This window comes from Microcystis sp. M_QC_C_20170808_M9Col, from assembly GCF_007095495.1.
GTDB classification, from domain to species: domain Bacteria; phylum Cyanobacteriota; class Cyanobacteriia; order Cyanobacteriales; family Microcystaceae; genus Microcystis; species Microcystis aeruginosa.
The window spans coordinates 1-4,943 of sequence record NZ_SFBZ01000306.1; the positions used below are offsets into that span (position 1 = coordinate 1).

Genomic DNA, 4,943 nt, shown 5'->3' on the forward strand with positions numbered 1-4,943 from the left:
TTAAACTAATAAAACGGAGAGGCTATGGCTTTAGAAACTTTCGGAATTTTTGGGTTAGAAGTATGTTATCTTGGCATCTTGTATGTTGATTTAGCATAAAGGGTAACGAAGAGCCATAATTTAGAACGGGGTCAATGTCCCATGAGAAATCAAGCTGAGGTTATTTCTATCACTTCTCCCTTAGCTTATTTAAAAGATGACTTAGTAGGCAATCGCTGGTTAACTAATCAGTTAGCTAAACTTTTTCAAGAGGCAGTTAGAAAAAGATTTAATCAAGTTACTATCGAGTCTCAGAAACCTAAAGATGTCAATAAAAAACTAAACATTGGCTATATTGCCCATACTTTACGGCGACATTCCGTCGGGTTTTTAAGTCGCTGGTTAATTCATTATCATCAACGAGATAACTTTAATATTCATCTCTACCTAGTCAATCAAGTCGAGGACGATATTACGGAACAATGGTTTAAAAATAAGGTGGATAAGTATAATAATTTACCAGCAAATCCCCAAATTATTGCTGAACAAATTAATCAAGATAACATCGATATTTTAGTAGATTTAGATAGTATAACTAAGGATACCACCTGTGGAGTTATGGCAATTAAACCCGCACCAATTCAAATAACATGGTTAGGATTAGATGCCACAGGAATACCTGCTATTGATTACTTCCTTGTAGATAATTTAGTTCTAGAAAAAAATGCCCAAGAGTTTTATCAAGAGAAGCTTTGGTGCTTGCCTAACTGTTATCTTGCCGTGGATGGATTTGAAATCGGAACACCAACGCTAACCCGAGAGGATTTAAACATACCAGCAGAGGCAATTACTTATTTAACTTTGCAAGTGGGATTAAAAAGAAATCCTGCCACAATTCGCTTACAAATGCAGATTATTAAAGCAGTACCTAACAGTTATTTATTAATCAAAGGTGCGGGAAGTGAAAAGCTGATCAAAGATTTATTTATCAGCATTGCTAAAGAGGAAGGAATCGATGAAAATAGATTGCGCTTTCTCTCAGGAGTTGCTACGGAGGAAATTCATCGCGCTAATCTCCAAATTGCCGATGTGGTACTCGATACCTATCCCTACAGTGGTGCAACCACTACTCTAGAAACTCTTTGGATGGGTATTCCTGTAGTGACAAAAGTTGGTCAACAATGGGCCAGTCGTAACAGTTATACTTTTATGACTTATGCGGGAATTAGCGAGGGTATTGCTTGGAGTGATGAGGAGTATATCGATTGGGGAATAAAATTAGGAATGGATGAGGAATTAAGAAAAAAAATAGCCATGCAATTGCAAGCTTCTCGTCAAACAGCACAGATTTGGAATGCACGTCAGTTTACTAAAGATGTGGAAAGCTCCTATCGTCAAATGTGGCAAATCTATTGTGAAAGTTAATTAAGGAGAGAATTAAATCATGTCTTGGCAAAATGAAGTTAAAACCGCTTTAGAAAACAATCAATACGATATTGTTAGTCAGTTTTACGAAGAACTGATAGAAAGAGAACCCCTAGAAATTAGTTATTATTGGTATTTAGGATTATCCTATCTTTTGCAGGCAAAAGAAGAAGAAGCACAAGCTACTTGGTTATTGGTTTTCACTCAAGGGGATGAAGGGGAAACCGAGTCATGGCTGCTAGAGTTAAGCAATATTTTAGCTGCCGAAGCTAACCGACAATTAGAGTTAGAAAATCTAGAAATCAGTTGGTTAATCCGTAAACATCTACAGGAAATTAATCCCAGTTATCTCGATAATTTACTGCATTTAACCCTCGTTGAAATTAAATTAAATAGATTTCATCCTCAACAACTGCAAGAATGGCAAATACTAGAATTAATTACCCAGGGTTCAGTTAACTCTGAATTATTGGAACAAGTAGTAATTGCCGTCATGCCTTACGCTCATGAATATACCATAGAATTAGTTCGGTTAAGTTTACCCTATCTTGGCAATTCTCCAGAATTACTTAATCACGTCATCACTGTTGCTGGACGCTTTGCTTTTGAGAAATATCAACCTATTTATTCCGTTGACTTAGCGGAAGCTTTTCTTCCCCTTTATCCCGAAAGTTTGTACTTAGAAGTTAATTTATTTTGGTTTTATATCTCTTTACCTGACTATGAAAAAGCCATCAATTTAGTCAATAAGTTGAAAGACAAAAGTCAAACAATTGATTTAAAAATGTTTAGTCAATCTCTTCTCTTGAATGGTTCTTTACGCGCCTCAAAATGGAATGAAATTCCTAGTATTTCTCAAGATTATAAACAGTTAATTAAAGAATTTATAGAAAAAAAGCTCCAAGATATACATCCCTTAGTTCGGGGAGCTTTACTAACAGTTATGAACCCGATTTCCTACTATGAAGATAACCCGAAAGAGAATCGACCGCTTTTAAGTCAGATTGGCAGTTTTTTTCAAAAAACTTACAAAGAAATGCTGGGTTTTCAAGAGGAAAGTTTTGACAAACCCAGAGAAGATAATCCCGATAAAAAACTTAAAATTGGTTACATTGCCCAAACCTTAAAACGTCATCCTGTGGGTTTATTGAGTCGTTGGACTATTAATTATCACAATCGTGAGCAGTTTGATATTCACCTTTATATGGTGAGTCAACCTGTGGATGAAATAACTCAACAATGGTTTTCTAATCCCGCAGATAAAATCTATCATGCTACTGCTGATTCCTTAGTAACCTATCGCAAAATTAAAGAAGATAACATCGATATTCTTGTGGATTTAGATAGTGGTACTGGGGCAATCGTTGCCAAAGTTATTGCCTTAAAACCTGCTCCTATTCAAGTTAACTGGTTAGGTTTTGATGGTTCCGGTTTACCCGCAGTAGATTATCTTTTAGCGGATCCTTATGTACTACCAGAAAATGCCCAAGAATATTATCAAGAAAAAATCTGGCGTTTACCTGATGCTTTTGTCGCTGTGGATGGTTTTGAAATAGCCGTTCCTACCCTGCGAAGAGAAGATTTAGGTATTAATAATGATGCGGTTATTTACCTAAGTTCTCAAACGGCAATTAAGCGTAATCCTGCGATGATTCGCTTACAAATGCAAATCATCAAATCCGTACCTAATAGTTATTTCCTGATTCAAGGAGTTGCTGATGATAATTCCCTCCTGGATTTATTCTGTCAAATTGCCGCAGAAGTTGGAGTAGAAACTAATCGAATTAAGATGCTTCCTCTCTATCAGACGGAAACCTACAGGGCAAATTTAGCCATCGCTGATGTGGTTTTGGACACCTATCCCTTTAATGGTGGTACAACCACCCTAGAAACCCTCTGGATGGGAATTCCTCTCGTGGTTAAGGTGGGGCAACAATGGTCATCACGCAACGGTTATACTTTAATGATGAATGCGGGAATAACTGAGGGTATATCTTGGAGTGATGAGGAATATGTGCAGTGGGGAATTAAGTTAGGAATGGATAAAAATTTAAGAGAAGAAGTCCGTTGGAAACTCCGAAAGTCTCGTCATACATCTCCCCTCTGGAATGCCAAACAATTTACCAGAGACTTAGAAACTGCTTATCGGCAAATGTGGAATATTTATTGTCAATCTTAGCGGATAAAAACTATGCAATGGCATCAAGACATACAAACACACTTAAACGACAACAATTATCAACTGGTGGTGCAGTTTTATGAACAATTAACTGAAAACAATTCTTCGGTCATTGAGGATTATTTTTATCTAGGATTAGCCTATCTTTTACAAGATAGAGAAGAAGACGCACAAGCTACTTGGTTACTGGTGTTGAGTCAAGCAGCCGAATCAGAATTATCGGGGTGGATAGAAACTTTAACTCAAATCTTAGATGCAGAGGCAACCAGACAAGAAAATTCCCAAAGACTAGAGACAAGCTATCTAATTCGATTGCATCTACAAAACCTTAATCCTAGTTTTTTAAATAATCTCCTGCATCTGATGGAATTAGAAATACAATTCCAAAATTTTGCTATGGAAAAGTGCAATGATTGGTGTGTATTTGAACTGTTAGAGAATACAGCTACAGCAGCAATTAATCTTGATTTACTGCTGCGAGTGACGGAAAAAGTTTTAATCTACCCCTGTACTGATACCATCCACTTTTTAGAATTAGCAGCCTTACATATCAATAATCCAGAAATAATTGCGGCCAAAGTTATCTCAGCAATTGTCAATTATGCTTATCAACAAAAACAAAGTGTATTTGCCATTAATTTAGTAGAACTTTGTTTGCGCTTTCTACCAGAGGATTTATACTTACAAAATAGTTTGTTTAATCTTTATAAAACCACCACTCTTGACTATAAAAAAGCTCTAGAAATTGCCGATAATTTTTATAAAAGTTGCCAAACAACTACTGAAAAGCTCTTGGGAATTTCTCTAGTAATTGGTATTTTACAAGCTAAGGGAGACTGGGGAAATTTACCTAAATTTATCGATGAATTAATACAACTAATCGAGGGACAAATTAATGCCGAACAATTTAATGCACCTCCCTTTATTATCGACTCTATTTTAGGAGTTAGTAGCTGTCTTCCCTACTATCAAGATAATCCGAAAATCAATCGCTATTTACAAAGTAAACTAGCAGAAATTTTTCAAGCAGATGTAAGAACCCGCTATAACTATATTGCTCCTGTTTCTTCTCCAAAATCTCCAGCAAGAAAAATAAAAATTGGTTATATTGCCCATACTCTCCGTCGTCATTCTGTGGGTTGGTTAAGTCGCTGGTTATTTCACTATCATAATCGAGATAAATTTGAAATTTACACCTATTGTGTCAACCAAGCAGCGGACGAAATTACTGAAAAATGGTTTATATAGCAATTCTTGGAGCTATGAAGTACAATGGAAAGCAAATAGACAAATAATAGAACTTACCAGCTTCCTATGAGACCCTATTCCGTAGATTTTCGCCAAAAAATTATCGATGTCT

The 4,943-nt window shown here is 36.1% G+C and carries 1 protein-coding gene and 2 pseudogenes; all 3 read left to right on the forward strand.

Annotation, left to right across the window (positions count from 1 at the left end; genetic code table 11):
- Positions 1–132 precede the first annotated feature (132 nt).
- Positions 133–1,404 (forward strand): annotated as a pseudogene (locus tag EWV68_RS19430) (O-linked N-acetylglucosamine transferase, SPINDLY family protein); the annotation flags it as partial.
- A 19-nt stretch (positions 1,405–1,423) separates the two neighbouring features.
- Positions 1,424–3,583: an O-linked N-acetylglucosamine transferase, SPINDLY family protein gene (locus EWV68_RS19435; protein ID WP_287170764.1), complete on the forward strand. Its 2,160-nt coding sequence runs from the start codon at positions 1,424–1,426 to the stop codon at positions 3,581–3,583.
- Positions 3,584–3,595: 12 nt separating this feature from the next.
- A pseudogene (locus tag EWV68_RS19440) lies at positions 3,596–4,828 on the forward strand (tetratricopeptide repeat protein); the annotation flags it as partial.
- Between the last annotated feature and the right edge of the window lie 115 nt (positions 4,829–4,943).

Bases quoted from the DNA above. Each gene is read 5' to 3' on its own strand.
- EWV68_RS19435 (WP_287170764.1), top strand. From the start codon at position 1,424: ATGTCTTGGCAAAATGAAGTTAAAACCGCTTTAGAAAACAATCAATAC.